This is a genomic window from Frischella sp. Ac48, from assembly GCF_019641635.1.
In the GTDB taxonomy this organism is placed as follows: Bacteria; Pseudomonadota; Gammaproteobacteria; order Enterobacterales; family Orbaceae; genus Frischella; species Frischella japonica.
Map to the genome: position 1 here is coordinate 53,875 of NZ_JAETXP010000001.1, position 14,720 is coordinate 68,594.

Genomic DNA, 14,720 nt, shown 5'->3' on the forward strand with positions numbered 1-14,720 from the left:
ATGAATAATACATAAATTATGGATTTTAATTGGACTTTATTTTTTGAACCAACACCTTATGGTGATGGAATTTATCTAAACTGGTTATGGAACGGTGCTGTTGTTACCCTTTCATTAGCCATTACATCGTGGGTTATTGCTTTTGTTTTAGGTTCAATTATTGGGATTATGCGCACTTTTAAAAACAAATGGTTAAATACATTTGCAGTTGCGTATATTGAACTTTTTCGCAATATTCCTTTATTGGCACAAATGTTTATTTGGTATATGTTAATGCCAGAAATGTTAAGTGGAGCTTTGAAAACGTGGTTTATTCAAGATTTGGATCCAAATGTCCATAGCTTTATTTTAGCCGCTATTGCTTTAGGTCTATTTACTTCAGCCCGTATTGCGGAGCAGGTTAGAACAGGAATTCAAACCCTTCCTGTTGGACAAAAATACGCTGCCACAGCTTTAGGATTATCCAAATTACAAATGTATCGATATATCCTATTACCAAATGCCTATCGTAAAATTGTACCGACCTTAACTTCGGAAATGACGAATATTATTAAGAATTCGTCTGTTGCATCAACGATTGGTTTGATTGATCTTATTGGACAAATTGATCGTATTAATGAATCAACTAACAGTATAGTTGAAATATTATGTGGTGTAACACTAACTTTTATGCTTATAAATTATTCAGTAATAACTATTATGCGACTTGTAGAAAAGAAAACCCGTTTACCTAATATGATGAGTGGAGGTTAAAGATGCAATTATTAGAATGGATTGCGAATATTCCAACACTTATTAATCATCATAATGAATTACTTTTAATGGGTTTATGGTTGACGGTAAAAATTACATTTACGGCGGTTGTTGTTGGTATTATATGGGGCACCGTATTAGCATTAATGCGTTTATCGAATATTAAACTACTAAATATTTTCGCTCGTGGTTATGTTAATTTATTTCGTTCAATACCTTTATTATTAGTATTATTATGGTTTTATTTAGCTCTACCGCAAGCAATTAAATATTTATTCCAATTGCCACCTTACGCTGATGTAAGAATCGCATCTGCGATGATAGCATTTGCGTTATTTGAAGCGGCTTATTATTCTGAAATCATTAGAGCAGGGATTAATGCTGTTAGTAAGGGGCAATATCATGCTGCCTTTGCACTAGGAATGACTAAAGGTCAAACGATGCGACTTATTATTTTGCCACAAGCATTTAGAGCGATGATTCCTTTGCTATTGACTCAAGGTATTATCTTATTCCAAGATACTTCTTTGGTTTATGTTATGAGTTTAATCGACTTGTTTGGTGCAAGTGTAACGCAAATTGGTATGGCTCAAGGTGGGACAGCAAAATATTCGATGATTATTTTTGCAGCTATTAGTTATTTTGTTATTTGTTTTAGCGCATCGCGTTTAGTGAATTATTTGAAGAAGGACTAAAAATGATTACCTTAAAAAATATATCCAAATGGTATGGTCGATTTCAAGTTTTAAAAGATTGTACAACACAAGTTGAAAAAGGTGAGGTTGTCGTTGTTTGTGGTCCATCTGGTTCTGGTAAATCAACGCTAATCAAAACTGTTAATGGGTTAGAGCCGGTTCAAAAAGGAAAGATTTTTATTGGTGATACCGAGATCACTAGTAATTCTACTAATTTAGCTCGCTTACGTTCAAGAGTCGGGATGGTATTTCAACACTTTGAATTATTCCCACATTTAACTATTTTAAAAAATCTCACTTTAGCACAAATTAAGGTGCTTGGTCGTTCTGATGATGAAGCTAAAGAGAAAGCATTATCATTACTTGAACGTGTAGGTTTATCTGCTCATGCTAATAAGCTACCTGGTCAACTTTCTGGTGGTCAACAACAGCGTGTAGCTATTGCCCGTGCACTTTGTATGGATCCAGTAGTTATGTTATTTGATGAACCAACTTCAGCCCTTGATCCTGAAATGGTTAATGAAGTATTAGATGTTATGGTTGAATTAGCTTATGAAGGGATGACAATGATGGTTGTTACTCATGAAATGGGCTTTGCTCGAAAAGTTGCTAATCGCGTAATATTTATGGATAAAGGAGAAATCATTGAAGATACTTCTAAAGAACAATTCTTTAGTGATCCGCAAACAGATCGAGCAAAGGATTTCTTAGCTAAAATCATTCATTAATATTTTTATCTTATTGATTAGTGGATCAGCATGATCCACTTATTTTATTTTTGATAGCGCAATTTTCCTGCTGTTTATCCTACATTATTCTAATGTGATAAAAGACTTATTATTCCGTTATAGTGGTTAATTCAATATTTTTAAGCTGAGTTAAGAGTCCGCTTTGTCGTTGAGTTTTTGTTTGTATGGTACGAGTTAAAATCGTACTTTCCGAAAAAATAGCTACTTTTTGTTTAGCTCGTGTCACTGCTGTATATAACAATGAGCGGGTTAATATAGGTGAATATTCATTAGGTAATACAATACTTATATGATCGAATTCGGAACCTTGTGATTTGTGAATGGTCATTGCATAAACAGTTTCATGTTCTGGCAATCTGTAAGGTGAAAACCCTTTAATTTCACCATTCGGCAATAAAAAATAAACCCGTAATTTACTAGCATCATCAGGATCAGGCAAAGTAATACCGATGTCGCCATTAAATAGTCCTAATGTAAAACTATTACGTAATATCATAATAGGACGACCAACATACCATGGTTGCTGTCGTGTACGCTGAATAATTTGCTGATTTTCTAACGTTTGTTCAATAACTTTATTTAATCCATCGACGCCAAATGCCCCTTCTCTTAAAGCACATAATAAGCGATACTGGGCAAAGTAATTCAATATATGCTTAATATTTACTGGTTGCTTAACGATTTCTAAAAAGTAATTTCGATAATGATTAACACTATATTCAATAGCTTTTAAATATTGTTGCTGGTTTATTAAAGTATTATAAATAACATCTATATGTTGATTGTTGTTTAATAATTTCAACACTGTTTGATGCTCACCGGCCTTTATTAAATTTGCTAATTGTCCAATTCCTGAATGGTTATTAAAGCGATAGCTCTTTTGTAAAAGACAAACACAATCGGCTAATGATACTTCTTCTGTTTTACCGGTTAACTGATAGGCACATAATTCATTTATCATTTTAACATGTGGTTGGCTATAACCACGATCATACAATTCACAAAGATCACCAAATACCGCTCCAGCTTCAACCGAAGATAACTGTTCTTTATCACCTAATAAGATAAGTCGACATTGTGTAGGTAATGCATCAATCACTTTTGCCATCATAGGTAAGTCAACCATAGATGCTTCATCAATAAGTAAGACATCAATACTCAATTTATTTTGTTCATTATAGCTATATTGATTGGTATTGGGTCTGGCTCCCAACAAACGATGTAAAGTAATTGCTTCTGTGGGTAAACTATTTTTTATCGAAGAGGGTAAATTTAAGTGAGATAACGCATTGGATAAAGATTCAGTAAGCCTAGCTGCCGCCTTACCTGTTGGCGCAGTTGCCATAATTTGTATTTTTTTTGCATCTGGCTCTTGAATAATCTTGACTAAAGCTACCAGTAATTTACTGATTGTGGTCGTTTTTCCGGTACCAGGCCCGCCAGATATAATAGCAATTCTGCGAGTTAGGGCTGAAACTACCGCTACTTTTTGCCAATCGATTTCACCTGAATGAGTATCTGGAAATAAATTATTAATGATATCAATCATTTTTTGTTTATCATTAGATATATATAACTGCTGACCTAATCCAAAAAATTGGGCAACCTGTTTTTCGTATAACCATAAACGCTGAAAATACAGTTTATTTTCGTGTAAAATTAATGGTGTTAAATTTTGACTATTGCCGATAATGTCATGACCAAGCTGATTGCATAATTGTAGCCAATCAGTTAGCTTTGGATGCCCAAGTTGTTCAAAAATTGTTTCTGCTATGTCACGACCCAAACGGTAGTCAAATTGCGCTCTGGATAATTGCGCTAAATCAATACAAACATGACCACTTCGAATTTCAACACTCATCCAAAGTATTAAAAAAGCGAGTCGGCATGACTGTTTATGATCGTCTAAATTTACTTTTTGGATAAAAAAACGAGCAATATGAAAATCCAAAGCAGTAAATGTGCCCTTGCTTCGTAATTGTTCTAAAAAATCAATGCTATTAATCATATGCTTTTATCGTACTGTTACCCTAACTTATTCTTATGAAATAGTATGCTCATCAAGAGGATCTTTAGCCAAACTTAGTAATGCTGCACCTCTCGCACCTCCTGCATCGCCAAATCTCGCCTTTTCAATACGAGGTATCGTCATTTGCGGTAATAGATATTTCGATATGCGCTTTGGCACTTCCTGATAAATCAGTTCAAAATTAGATAAACCGCCCCCCAAAACGATTAGCTGCGGATCAACAATTACCATAACATTAACTAAATAGGCGGCTAATAACTCCAAATAACGATCAATGTGTTGTTCAGCGTTTGCATCTCCTTGATAATAATGTTCGATAATTGTCTTAGCCTTTAATGATTTATGAAAATAATAATGATACAGCCACTCAAAACCTGTACCAGAAAGATAACGTTCACAGCATCCTTTTAAGCCACAACCACATTGCGTCAAAGGAATATCTTTTCCCAATATATTGAGCATATTAACCGATAAATTAAGGTGACCAATCTCACCACCACAACCATTAGCTCCATTAATCACTTGGTGATTAATAATAATACCGCCACCTAGTCCTGTACCTAAAATCACGCCTAATACATTGTTATATTGTAAAAAATCTTTATGATAAGCTTCAGAAAGGGCGAAACAATTAGCATCATTATTCATAAAGATCGGGCGATCAACTGCACGTTCTAAATCCGCCATTAAAGGCTGATTTTTAACAGCTTCAATATTTGTGGTATATACTGTTTTTTCTTGATCATTAATGATACCAGGAATACCAATACCAATTTGACCTTTTATTTTAAATCGTTGATCTGCTTCATTAATCAAAGAAATCATTGCATCTAAAAATGCTTGATAACTTGATTGAGGCGTATCAATTCGCTTAGTCCATAACTGATTGAGATCCTGATCAAACACAGCCAACTCTATTTTTGTTCCACCAATATCAAATCCATAAAGCATGATTGATTATCCTTATAAAAAATTTGTTAATAGTCATGCTAGTATAAACCCATCAATATTTAAAGTGTATTATTTGCCAAACGAAATGATGAACATTGTAACAAAATGCTATTCGTTATATACCGTGATTTTTCATGTTTCTTTAGATTTAATTTGACAAATGATATTACATATCAAAAAGTAGGATGAATTCTCAATGTAAATAAACTTGTTATTATACTAATTCACCTTTTACCAAGGGTACAAAATTAACGGCTTCAATGATTTTAATGGTAAATTGTTCTTGATTTCTTTCAATAAGTTGTAGTGATTGTTGATGTTGTCCAACAGGAATAACTAAACGACCCTTATCGGCCAGTTGAAGAATTAACTCCTGTGGAATTTCTGTAGCAGCAGCCGTAACAATAATACCATCATAAGGTGCACGCTCAGGCCACCCTAACCAACCGTCACCATGGCGAGTTGAAACATTATGAATATCAAGTTGTTTTAAGCGTCGTTTTGCTTGCCACTGTAAACTCTTAATCCGTTCAATAGAACAAACATGTTCTACCAAATAAGCCAATACTGACGTTTGATAACCTGAACCGGTCCCTATCTCCAAAACTTTTGAGGAAGGTTTTAAATTTAATAGTTCTGTCATTTTAGCAACGATATAAGGCTGAGATATTGTTTGTCCTACACCAATCGGCAATGAACGATTATCATAAGCCTGATGAGAAAGTGCTTCATCGATAAAATGCTCACGAGGTATAGCGGCGATTGCTCTTAATACCATTTCGTCACGAATACCAAGTTGTATAAGCTGTTCAATCAATGATTGCACTTTTAAGTTAAACATCAGATCAATTCCTTGTTATTGAATTAAGCGATTAATTCACGTAATACACTTGTTGCATAACATCCCGCAGGAAGCCAAAAATCAATGGTGATTGTTGTATCATCTAACCACTGCCATTCAAGATTTTTTGGTCTTAAGATTATTGCACGTCGCAGCGTTTCCAATCGTTCTTTTTTGAATAATGGCAATAATGGTGACCAATGCTGAGTAATGTAGGTTGTCTCGAAAGCGAGAGCTTCATCTGCGGTATTTAATTGTTTATCACCCAACATTGGCGCAGTAATATTTAATTCACCAGAATTAACACGTTGTTGTAAGCATTCTAATTCAGCAACTGTTGCCAGAAACCAACTGCCACGTTCGGCAAGTTGTAACACATCACCATTAAGCACTGTGTTAAAAATATCACTCTTTATTCTTTGGCTGACTAGGCCATTAAATATTGCACTACGTGCCGCCGATAAATAGAAGCTACGCTTCTTTCGATCCTTAACTACAATCTCATTATTTGCCCAAAGTGTCGCTTGAGTTAAATTGTGATCATCACGGCCAAAACGTTGTTCCCCAAAATAATTAGGCACACCGCATTTTTGAACAGTTTGTAATCGTTCTTCAAGTGCATATTTATCACTAATTTCTTTTAATCGCAATGAGAAGAAATTGCCTTTTAGGCCACCGATACGCAACTTCTTTTTGTGTCGGGTCACTGATAAAACATCACAGCCCGCAATCTGAAATTGAAAAAAATCAGGTGTTAGCTTACCTGGAATGTGTAAGCCGAAATATTGAGTCGTCACTGCATTACGATCTTTTAATCCAGCATAACCGACTAATTTGGTTGAAATATTGGCATACTTGGCTAATTGTTCTGCAACAAATAAAGTATTACAATCTTCTTTACGAATTTCAACAAAAACATGCTCTCCTTCACCATCGAGCTCATAACCTAGATCTTCCTTAACAATGAAGTCTTGGTTACATTGTTTATAAACCCCCGTAACTTGGGGTTTACCATTTAGATAATTAAGATGTTCCAATTTGTCTACCATAATATTATACAGTTATTAGTGATTGATTTTAGTCAGTAAGACCACTGCTTCACAAGCAATCCCTTCTTTTCTGCCGGTAAAACCAAGCTGTTCTGTCGTTGTGGCTTTAACACTAATTTGTTCATAATGTGCGCTTAAATCTTCAGCTATATTTATACGCATTTGAGGAATGTGCGATTTCATTTTTGGCTCTTGTGCAATGATAGTCGCGTCCAAATTTACTAATTGGTATCCTTTGGACCTTACAATTTCAAATGCTTTTCTTAATAAAATCCGACTATCAATACCTTTATATTGGTTATCGGTATCAGGAAAGAGTTGACCGATATCACCTAACGCTAAAGCACCAAGTAAAGCATCAGTAATAGCATGTAATACTACATCACCATCAGAATGAGCAATAAAACCAAATTCATAAGGTATTTTCACCCCACCTAATGTTAATGGACCCTGCCCACCAAACTTGTGCACATCGAAACCATGACCTATTCTCATCACCTACTCTCTTCTTTTTAATTTAAAAGTTATGATTCTTGATAAAAACCTTGTTCTTGCAAAAAGAATTTTGCTAATGCCAAATCTTCCATACGGGTGATTTTAATATTATCACGTCGACACTCAACCAATCTAGGTTGAATCCCCGCTAACTCCATCGCTGATGCTTCATCGGTAATTGTTAATCCTTGTTTAAGCGCAAAAGCTAAATTTTCTCTTAATTGCTTAACATTAAACATCTGGGGCGTTGCTGCCGCCCATAATAAACGTCGATCACAAGTTTGTTCAATATAATTCATATCATAACATGATGCTTTTTTTATAGTATCTGTCACTCTGGTAGCCAAAATACCGCCTTTACGCTCTCGTAATGTTTGTTTAATAAGATTCGAAATATCGGCATGATTTACACATGGACGTGCAGCATCATGAACTAAAACCCAATCATCATTTTCTAATAACATTAAACCAGCAAGAACCGAATCAGCACGATTTTCACCACCATAGGTTATCTGAATTTTTGCATGCTGCGAAATAGGTAACAAATGAAATTGATTATCATTTGGATGCAGTACAACCACAATTTTTTCAATTAAAGGGAAAGCCAATAAATTATTTAACGTGTACTCTAAAATCGTTAATGCACCAATTTTAATATATTGCTTAGCTATTGGACTATTCATTCTAGCACCGATTCCCGCTGCAGGTACCAGCGCAACTATATTATCTTCATTTGATTTAATCATAGTGATCATCTTGATGGAACGGACTCAGTAACAATGCGATAAAAATGTTCATCTGGCTTAATCATACCTAAATGATTTCTTGCCCTTTCTTCAACCGCTTGCGAACCTTGGTAAAGATCAGCAACTTCAGCGAACATATGCTCATTACGCATTTTTAGTTGATCATTTTCCTGGGTTAACTGATTAACAATATCGCGATTTTGCCAGTAATCAAATAGATTATTTTTACCAAACCACAAAGAATGTTGTAAATAACACAAAATTATGATCAATAATACTGATAACCGCCATTTTAACAACATTGAAGTACCTTTAAATACATTTTACTGGTTTAGGTAGCCCAGCTAATTTTGTTGCTTGTTTAGCTGGACCAGCAGGGAAAAGTTTATATAAATAACGACTATTTCCCTTTTCTGCTCCTAGTTTCTTTTCCATTGCTTTAACCAAAGCTCTAATCGCTGGTGAGGTTTTATATTCCAAATAAAAACTTCTTACAAAATTAATAACTTCTAAATGGGCATCCGTTAATGCTATCGCTTCATTTCTTGCAATTTGATGAATTAATTCTGGCGTCCAGTCCTGCCAATTTTTTAAATAGCCATCTTTATCAGTGGCAATCACTTTACCATTTAACTCTAACATAGTGATCCGACAATAATAAAATTAAGAACATTATACAGAATTAAATATTATTGAGCATCGTTAACTATTATAAAAAACAGTATTTTTTACTATATTTGATGAAATTTAAAGCAAACAATAAAAAAAATAAAAAAAGCTATTTACAAATTACCAAGTCTACTTTAATATTCACAGCCATTGCGGAAGTGTGGCTGAGCGGTTGAAAGCACCGGTCTTGAAAACCGGCGAGGGGCGACCCTCCCAGAGTTCGAATCTCTGCGCTTCCGCCATCTTTCCTAAAGATTAATCAAATAGTTACAATTCAAAACTCAATAAATAACTCTCTTCCCAAATATATCACTTAGAATATACAGTTAGAATATATTTCTCACATATCTATTTTCCCTAAAATACCTGTTTTACGTACAGTGAAAATCATCATCAATTTTTTTGCTGGGGTAAAACTCATACCATTTTTAGCAAATTTCTGCGATCCGCTTTCCAGCTTTTCACTTCAATTCACACTCAAGAAAATTATTAGTTATGATGAATAAAACTAACTAATCTTTCATAACATGATCACAATAAACTACACAAAACAATTTACATACTAACCGACCCTGACACCGATTCAATTTACGATTGCGAAATTGATTCGTATTTGATTTTTCCTCTCTCTCGATATACACAATGACTGGTAGTGCTTTTATCGGAATAACGGATTAAACAAAATCGGAATTTTTGAATCGTATCAAGATGCGGTAGAGTATGTTAAGTTGAAGATTGAAGATGAATCTTTTAACTGGATATGATTTAATAATCATCTTATTAATTATTGAGATCAACCATGAAAAAAATAATAGCGATATTTTTTATCTTATTTTCGTTTAGTGTTTATTCTTATGATATTGATGAGTTAATTAAGAAAGCAAACAACGGAGACGCAGAAGCTCAAAATAAGTTAGGTAAGATATATTCTGATGGCAACAGTACAATTACAGATTATGAGAAGGCTATAAATTATTATAAATTATCCGCAGAGCAAGGTAATTTATATGCTCAACACAACTTAGGCGTAATGTATTATTTTGGCAAAGGAGTACCTAAAAATTTATCTATTGCAAAAGAATGGTTTAAAAAATCTTGTGACCAAAAATTTGTAATTGCATGTGGTTATTATAAAAAATTAAATAAGTTTAATTAATAACTTGACCTGCACCGTCGGTTAAAACTCCCGAAATTTTTGCCATAATTTTAATTTCTCCAGATAATAAAAAACCGCTACTAAAGCGTTTTTTTTATTTTTTTAATGTCATAAGCGTAATGATGTCGGGAATGCCCGTTTTATGATGTTTATCGCTCTCGTGCATACTAACACTAAATGTTGCGTGCGCTGGAATGACAACATAATATGTGTTGCTAGCAATATGATTATAATTTGTTGTTTCCATTGTTTTTACCAAAACAAATCTACCATTAGTATTATCGAATGTAACAACCAGCATGGTTGTTTATGAAATTATAAGCTTAAATCAGAGTTTCTACGCAGCAAATAAACTTTATAAATTATTACCCTATCTTAAGATTGATGAGTTAATTATTAAAAAGGCAGGGGCTGATCAGGCTAATCTTTTAGAAGATTACTTTGGAATCTTTGAAAATAAATTCGTGCTAGTGCTGAAGAATTTAAGAAATAATGAGTTAGATAATATTAAATGATTAGATTATTAACATTTATGTTCTTTTGCTGCATTGCAGCTAATTAGAACAATTAAAATGCAAAAAATACTGACAGATATCTATGCAAAGGTGTATGAAAAATTTTCATATTCATGTCAAAAGGAATGTTTTATTTATTGTTCAAAATATGCTGAAAAATTAACTACAGATACCAGCTAAAAATAAGTAAACTTTGCTATACTACATTTGTTAAAAAATAAAATATATGTATGCTAGTTTCTGTTTAGATCAGTTAAGGTACAGACAGTGAACGGATACTAAAACGGGTGCAGATTTATTTTTTATTTAAAATATGATTTTAAATCAATCGTATAAAAATAATTTTGATAAGTTAGCCCTTCCGCCATCTTTCCTAAATACCAATCAAAACCCAACAAGATAAAATAAAAATACTATTCAATATACCATCTAGCAATTAAACTAATTAGCTTTACGCAGGTTACCATTCGTTTTCAGTCCAGTTTGTATTTCTGTAAACTTCTTTTCTGACACTTCCACAATACATTGAGCCACTTTAGTCCCCTCTTTTACATGGACGATAGATGCTCTTAAGTAATTGCCAAAATCGGTTTTTAATAAACTCTCATAATAAATACCAACACACTTATTATAAGGCCATTGGTTATCATTTTGACATTGTTCAGCAATTCTCTCTTTTAGAGCTGATGCATCAAAATCAGACGCTTCTTCCAATTGTACCTGACCTGTTTTTGAACAAGCACAAATTAAACAGTCTTGCTGATCATGATTATCACCCAATACTTCTAATGGAATCATTAAAGATGGAACAGGGACTGATTGATAAAGTTTTTCATAATTGACGGTAAAAGATTTTTGATTACATTTCATTATCAAATTATCATCGCCAAATAAGCTGACATCATCTACTGATTGGCATTGATTTGAACCAAGTAAATAGTAAGCTAATTTAATCACTTTATCATTAGGGAATTGATGAGTATGTTGTTTTTGAAATTCAATAATACGATCACTAATATGGGATTTTAGTTCATTTTCATTCTTGTCTAACATTGGTAGAACATATAGTTGGTCATAATATTTGCCATATCTAGTTCCATCAACAGGATCTTTATAGATAATAGTATAATCATTATCATCGAGTAAATTGATATAAGGATATTCTGAAACTAAATAATCTTCATAGTGATCTAATCTTCCACCATTCCAAGGATTAACAAATGAGGAATTACCTTTTTGAGTAGCTAGCGCATAACTTAATATGCTGTTATCCGGATTTTGACAACTTAAAATAATGTACATTTGGTCATCGGTAACAAAAGAGTGTTTAAATTTATGACAAATTGGTTTGTCATAATTAGCACTACCATAATAAAATTTACCACCGTTTGTTGCATAACCTTTAGCGAAATTCTCTCTTAGATTTTGAATCCGTCTTTCATCTAATGTTCCTTTATCTTCATAAAAAGGTTTTAAAGTATCGCCAAGTAATTCCTCTTCATGTGCTTTTTTTTGCTGCCTATAATTTTGCTTTTTATTTTCTATGATTAAGTTATTTATCGGGATAAAAAAGATAATTGTAAATAACATTGTAATTGTTATGTAGTCACTTGTCTTTTTATTGGATTTGATTAGTAAGTAACATAACCCGATAATTGCATTAAAAATAAATAAAATGATAATTAAACCTGTAGTTACATTTTGATCGCTAAGTATAAGGTTTCTATTTTGACCAAGTCGAAAAAAAATTAAAAGGTATTCAATTGAGAGCAAAATTGTAATAAAAATTCGCATATTTTATATATTTTCAGCTATTTTATATTTTCATATTATTATCATGACAATAATAGTGAATAGCAAATTATTTATATGTTTATAATCAAGTTTTGAATTGATCGATACTATCAAGTTAACTCATCTTGTCGTTATCAACAACGAGAAAATACTAATGCTAAATTAATAAATTAATTACACTACCTTATTTGTCTGATAATTGGGTATCGATTTTCATTGATTTTTGTATAAATAATTCTCAACAAGGGAAAATCAATTCACCTGTATCTCTTTCAATAGTTAATGTAATTTATCCAATCAGTATTAATCAGTTGGTACCAATTGTAAAAATATAACTAAATTGTTTAGGCAAGTCGTAGCATTGCTTGTTTTAAATCAATGGCTACTGAAAGTCGAAGTGTTTAGGAATATTGGTCGTGTAACGCCATATGACATTAATGCTGTGGTGACTGTTAGGTTTAATATTTATACCATTAACCAAACTTAAAAATTATTAAGCAGATCGTCGGATAGGCAAAATCACTTTCACTTTGTCCATTTGAAACAGGTGAAGGAAATAGTTTCAGTAACATCATGCTCTGTTACATTCTAAAATTGATATGAGACATCGATTTTAGTGTCGATGATAATCAGAGCTTCTGTTTCCAAAGAATATAACTCACCATTAACAAAGTACCAGTGCTGTTGTTAGCTAATGTTAGAAACGATACTATAGCTAATCTCAATAAGAACAATTTATTAATCAATTCATTACGATAGAACAGAACTTTTAATATTATATTAACTTAGAATAATAAATGTAGTTATCGATTTTGTTAGCTATTACTTTAAATACAACGATATACCGCCTCTTTGATTTTTTTGGGGTATAGGCCTGACATTCCTTCTATCGCTGTATTAGTAAAAATAACAACTGCTAAATCTTGTTGAGGGTCGTAAAACCAATCATGTCCGTACACACCAACCCACTCTATTGTGCCTTCACCTTGAGGTGTTTGAGCTATAGCTGGATTATCAAGTACCGCACCGCCATAACCAAATCCCCAACCTGGACCTTGAGTAGCAAAGTCACTACTAATATAACATTTAGCCATTTTATCCATTAATTTTTGTTCGCTTATTGGATTATTTTTTGCGGTTAATGCTAACAAAAATTGTATAAACTCACACGCATTGCCAACCATACCTGCGCCACCAGATTGGTAAGCATTATTATTGTATATCCGTTTAGGATCATAAGATAAAATTCCATTATTCCATTCCGCACCTAAATGCATAAAATATGGACTTGGCATTGGTAAGGGCTCTGGAGTGGCATCATAATAATGAGTTACCAATAGACTGCTTTCAGATATAGTAAAACCAGTGTGTGGCATGTTTAAAGGTTCGGTTATTAGAGTTTTGATGACACTTGCTAATGATTGCTTTGTGGCCGCTTCTATTACTGCTCCTAATACATCTAGTGCTAATGAATAACACCAACTCGTCCCTGGTTGGTAAATAAGTGTAGTTTGAGATAAGCGCTTAAGATTCTCTTCCAAGCTGATAGCAATTTGATCAAAACCATCAGAAATCTGCAAAGAATTATAATTACCTTTACCATTAGGTTCATCAAATCGATACTTCAACCCAGCACTATGAGTCAGTAAATGATGTAAAGTTATAATCGGTTGCTCACCACTGTCAAGCTTAGGAGTGAAGCTAGGAAGATAATCGGTAACCGGCGATTGTAAATTAAGTAATCCTTTTTCTACTAAACATAATGCAGCAGCTGTCACTATTGGCTTCGTAACAGATGACAATAAAAATAGCGAGTCAGTATGCATAGGTATTTTTTGTTCACGATTAGCATAACCACAAGCTTGCTGATAGATAATTTCTCCATTTTTAGCCACTATAACAACAGAACCAACGATTCTTTTGTTTTCTATAGCTTCTTGATTGACGTGATTGATACTTTTAGACATTGCTGCTGATAGATGGTTAGTATTCATAATACATCCTTATACATTATTTATAACTTAATAATGGGTGTTACTTTTTTATATATAATTTTTAAATAATAATCTAATTTAATTAACCAATAAAATTATTTAGCTGTTTTAAATAAGTTTATCAGATTTATCTTGTATCCCTGGTAGAACCTAAACTACAAGGTTATCAATAATATTGATAACTTAAACTAACGATAGTTTCTATTTTTATTAACCTTAGATCATAAATTTATCCAGAAAATTCCTTAAGCTTTTTATTGTGTTACTAGCATAAATTAATAATA

15 protein-coding genes and 1 tRNA gene are annotated in these 14,720 nt (G+C 33.0%); 5 read left to right on the plus strand and 11 right to left on the minus strand.

What is annotated here, in order from left to right; all coding sequences use genetic code 11:
* Window positions 1-18: 18 nt before the first annotated feature.
* Genes JMI89_RS00215 through JMI89_RS00225 form a run of 3 tightly spaced genes read left to right on the plus strand, consistent with a single transcriptional unit; the run spans window position 19 to window position 2,176 of the window.
* Entirely contained in the window at window positions 19-753 is a 735-nt protein-coding gene (locus JMI89_RS00215) for an amino acid ABC transporter permease (RefSeq protein WP_187755529.1), read from the plus strand.
* Between the two features lie 2 nt (window positions 754-755).
* A complete protein-coding gene (locus JMI89_RS00220) occupies window positions 756-1,448 on the plus strand; it encodes an ABC transporter permease subunit (protein ID WP_187755530.1) in 693 nt (230 codons plus the stop codon).
* A 2-nt stretch (window positions 1,449-1,450) separates the two neighbouring features.
* Window positions 1,451-2,176: an amino acid ABC transporter ATP-binding protein gene (locus tag JMI89_RS00225; protein ID WP_187755531.1), complete on the plus strand. Its 726-nt coding sequence runs from the start codon at window positions 1,451-1,453 to the stop codon at window positions 2,174-2,176.
* A gap of 109 nt (window positions 2,177-2,285) precedes the next feature.
* On the opposite strand, the gene recD is transcribed toward JMI89_RS00225, so the two are convergent.
* The 8 genes from recD to JMI89_RS00265 all read right to left on the minus strand — a co-directional run bounded on the left by recD (window position 2,286) and on the right by JMI89_RS00265 (window position 8,950).
* On the minus strand, window positions 2,286-4,205 hold the full coding sequence (recD, locus tag JMI89_RS00230; RefSeq protein WP_220679022.1) for an exodeoxyribonuclease V subunit alpha: 1,920 nt from the start codon (window positions 4,203-4,205) through the stop codon (window positions 2,286-2,288).
* 33 nt (window positions 4,206-4,238) lie between these two features.
* On the minus strand, window positions 4,239-5,177 hold the full coding sequence (nagK, locus tag JMI89_RS00235; RefSeq protein WP_220679023.1) for an N-acetylglucosamine kinase: 939 nt from the start codon (window positions 5,175-5,177) through the stop codon (window positions 4,239-4,241).
* A gap of 214 nt (window positions 5,178-5,391) precedes the next feature.
* Window positions 5,392-6,018, minus strand: coding sequence for a protein-L-isoaspartate(D-aspartate) O-methyltransferase (locus JMI89_RS00240; RefSeq protein WP_220679024.1), 627 nt, complete (start codon window positions 6,016-6,018; stop codon window positions 5,392-5,394).
* Window positions 6,019-6,041: 23 nt separating this feature from the next.
* The gene (gene truD, locus JMI89_RS00245) at window positions 6,042-7,067 is read right to left on the minus strand and encodes a tRNA pseudouridine(13) synthase TruD (protein ID WP_187755535.1); all 1,026 of its coding nucleotides are present in this window, start codon (window positions 7,065-7,067) and stop codon (window positions 6,042-6,044) included.
* Window positions 7,068-7,082: 15 nt separating this feature from the next.
* Window positions 7,083-7,562 carry a 2-C-methyl-D-erythritol 2,4-cyclodiphosphate synthase gene (ispF, locus tag JMI89_RS00250; RefSeq protein WP_187755536.1) on the minus strand — a complete coding sequence of 160 codons (480 nt, stop codon included), beginning with the start codon at window positions 7,560-7,562 and terminating at the stop codon, window positions 7,083-7,085.
* 29 nt (window positions 7,563-7,591) lie between these two features.
* Window positions 7,592-8,308, minus strand: a complete 717-nt coding sequence (gene ispD, locus JMI89_RS00255; RefSeq protein ID WP_220679026.1) for a 2-C-methyl-D-erythritol 4-phosphate cytidylyltransferase — start codon at window positions 8,306-8,308, stop codon at window positions 7,592-7,594.
* 5 nt (window positions 8,309-8,313) lie between these two features.
* Window positions 8,314-8,610 carry a cell division protein FtsB gene (ftsB, locus tag JMI89_RS00260; RefSeq protein ID WP_187755538.1) on the minus strand — a complete coding sequence of 99 codons (297 nt, stop codon included), beginning with the start codon at window positions 8,608-8,610 and terminating at the stop codon, window positions 8,314-8,316.
* Between the two features lie 10 nt (window positions 8,611-8,620).
* Entirely contained in the window at window positions 8,621-8,950 is a 330-nt protein-coding gene (locus JMI89_RS00265) for a TusE/DsrC/DsvC family sulfur relay protein (protein ID WP_187755539.1), read from the minus strand.
* A 181-nt stretch (window positions 8,951-9,131) separates the two neighbouring features.
* Between JMI89_RS00265 and JMI89_RS00270 the strand changes: the two genes are divergently transcribed.
* Both JMI89_RS00270 and JMI89_RS00275 read left to right on the plus strand, forming a co-directional pair.
* A tRNA-Ser gene (locus JMI89_RS00270) sits at window positions 9,132-9,219 on the plus strand.
* Window positions 9,220-9,776: 557 nt separating this feature from the next.
* Window positions 9,777-10,133, plus strand: a complete 357-nt coding sequence (locus JMI89_RS00275; protein WP_187755540.1) for a tetratricopeptide repeat protein — start codon at window positions 9,777-9,779, stop codon at window positions 10,131-10,133.
* 94 nt (window positions 10,134-10,227) lie between these two features.
* On the opposite strand, the gene JMI89_RS00280 is transcribed toward JMI89_RS00275, so the two are convergent.
* The 3 genes from JMI89_RS00280 to JMI89_RS00290 all read right to left on the minus strand — a co-directional run bounded on the left by JMI89_RS00280 (window position 10,228) and on the right by JMI89_RS00290 (window position 14,436).
* Entirely contained in the window at window positions 10,228-10,380 is a 153-nt protein-coding gene (locus JMI89_RS00280; protein WP_187755541.1) for a hypothetical protein, read from the minus strand.
* Window positions 10,381-11,089: 709 nt separating this feature from the next.
* Entirely contained in the window at window positions 11,090-12,238 is a 1,149-nt protein-coding gene (locus tag JMI89_RS00285) for a hypothetical protein (protein WP_187755542.1), read from the minus strand.
* 1,031 nt (window positions 12,239-13,269) lie between these two features.
* Window positions 13,270-14,436, minus strand: a complete 1,167-nt coding sequence (locus JMI89_RS00290) for a serine hydrolase (protein ID WP_187755543.1) — start codon at window positions 14,434-14,436, stop codon at window positions 13,270-13,272.
* Between the last annotated feature and the right edge of the window lie 284 nt (window positions 14,437-14,720).

Excerpts from the sequence above, each read along its gene's own strand:
- JMI89_RS00215 (WP_187755529.1), top strand. The coding sequence starts at position 19 with ATGGATTTTAATTGGACTTTATTTTTTGAACCAACACCTTATGGTGAT.
- JMI89_RS00220 (WP_187755530.1), top strand. The coding sequence starts at position 756 with ATGCAATTATTAGAATGGATTGCGAATATTCCAACACTTATTAATCAT.
- JMI89_RS00225 (WP_187755531.1), top strand. The coding sequence starts at position 1,451 with ATGATTACCTTAAAAAATATATCCAAATGGTATGGTCGATTTCAAGTT.
- recD (WP_220679022.1), bottom strand. The coding sequence starts at position 4,205 with ATGATTAATAGCATTGATTTTTTAGAACAATTACGAAGCAAGGGCACA.
- nagK (WP_220679023.1), bottom strand. The coding sequence starts at position 5,177 with ATGCTTTATGGATTTGATATTGGTGGAACAAAAATAGAGTTGGCTGTG.
- JMI89_RS00240 (WP_220679024.1), bottom strand. The coding sequence starts at position 6,018 with ATGTTTAACTTAAAAGTGCAATCATTGATTGAACAGCTTATACAACTT.
- truD (WP_187755535.1), bottom strand. The coding sequence starts at position 7,067 with ATGGTAGACAAATTGGAACATCTTAATTATCTAAATGGTAAACCCCAA.
- ispF (WP_187755536.1), bottom strand. The coding sequence starts at position 7,562 with ATGAGAATAGGTCATGGTTTCGATGTGCACAAGTTTGGTGGGCAGGGT.
- ispD (WP_220679026.1), bottom strand. The coding sequence starts at position 8,308 with ATGATTAAATCAAATGAAGATAATATAGTTGCGCTGGTACCTGCAGCG.
- ftsB (WP_187755538.1), bottom strand. The coding sequence starts at position 8,610 with ATGTTGTTAAAATGGCGGTTATCAGTATTATTGATCATAATTTTGTGT.
- JMI89_RS00265 (WP_187755539.1), bottom strand. The coding sequence starts at position 8,950 with ATGTTAGAGTTAAATGGTAAAGTGATTGCCACTGATAAAGATGGCTAT.
- JMI89_RS00275 (WP_187755540.1), top strand. The coding sequence starts at position 9,777 with ATGAAAAAAATAATAGCGATATTTTTTATCTTATTTTCGTTTAGTGTT.
- JMI89_RS00280 (WP_187755541.1), bottom strand. The coding sequence starts at position 10,380 with ATGGAAACAACAAATTATAATCATATTGCTAGCAACACATATTATGTT.
- JMI89_RS00285 (WP_187755542.1), bottom strand. The coding sequence starts at position 12,238 with ATGTTATTTACAATTATCTTTTTTATCCCGATAAATAACTTAATCATA.
- JMI89_RS00290 (WP_187755543.1), bottom strand. The coding sequence starts at position 14,436 with ATGAATACTAACCATCTATCAGCAGCAATGTCTAAAAGTATCAATCAC.